Consider the following 562-nt stretch of genomic DNA (forward strand, 5'->3'; position numbering starts at 1 on the left):
ACGCACCCATTTTTCAAGGTATAAAGCAGGGCACAAAAGATATCATATAAATCAACCTTTCTTGGCTTAGTCCGCTTACGTATGCCTTCTAGATCTGTCCGGATTAGTTCAAATTGTCCACGAGAGATGTCGCTACTATAATGGTGTGCAAAGCTTTTCATGGATTAAAAACTCCTGTTTTTGATCTAATTTAACTAAAATCAAATCGAATGTCAAAGTATCCAAACACGTTCTGAGGATCTTTTGGTATGTATTTTCAATATCATCAATAAAACGTTTATTTGCGGTTGGTTTATAGTTACTAAGCTCTTTTAACTGGTCAAAAGAGAAACGAACAGTTTTATTCCCTTGATCCCGCATGCGGGAAACAATTGAAAAAAATAAATTCATCTCAATTGGGGTAAATTTTCTCAAGGGAATAGTATTCAACTCAGGATCATACTTAACTAAGAACCTGTTTGAAATCTAGCTAATTTGGTATGATAGTTCAAAAAAGGTGATCAGTAATGAATTATCCCAGTAATATTTCTCGCCGACAATTTGAACTAGTCCGTCCCATTTT

General features: G+C 34.7%; 1 pseudogene. It reads right to left on the bottom strand.

The annotated features are described in order from the left end of the window. Nucleotides 1-234: 234 nt before the first annotated feature. A pseudogene (locus tag MZO40_RS16985) lies at nucleotides 235-465 on the bottom strand (replication initiation protein); the annotation flags it as partial. Nucleotides 466-562 lie beyond the last annotated feature (97 nt).

This window comes from Lactiplantibacillus sp. B652 (assembly GCF_023806745.1).
Classification (GTDB): Bacteria; Bacillota; Bacilli; order Lactobacillales; family Lactobacillaceae; genus Lactiplantibacillus; species Lactiplantibacillus pentosus.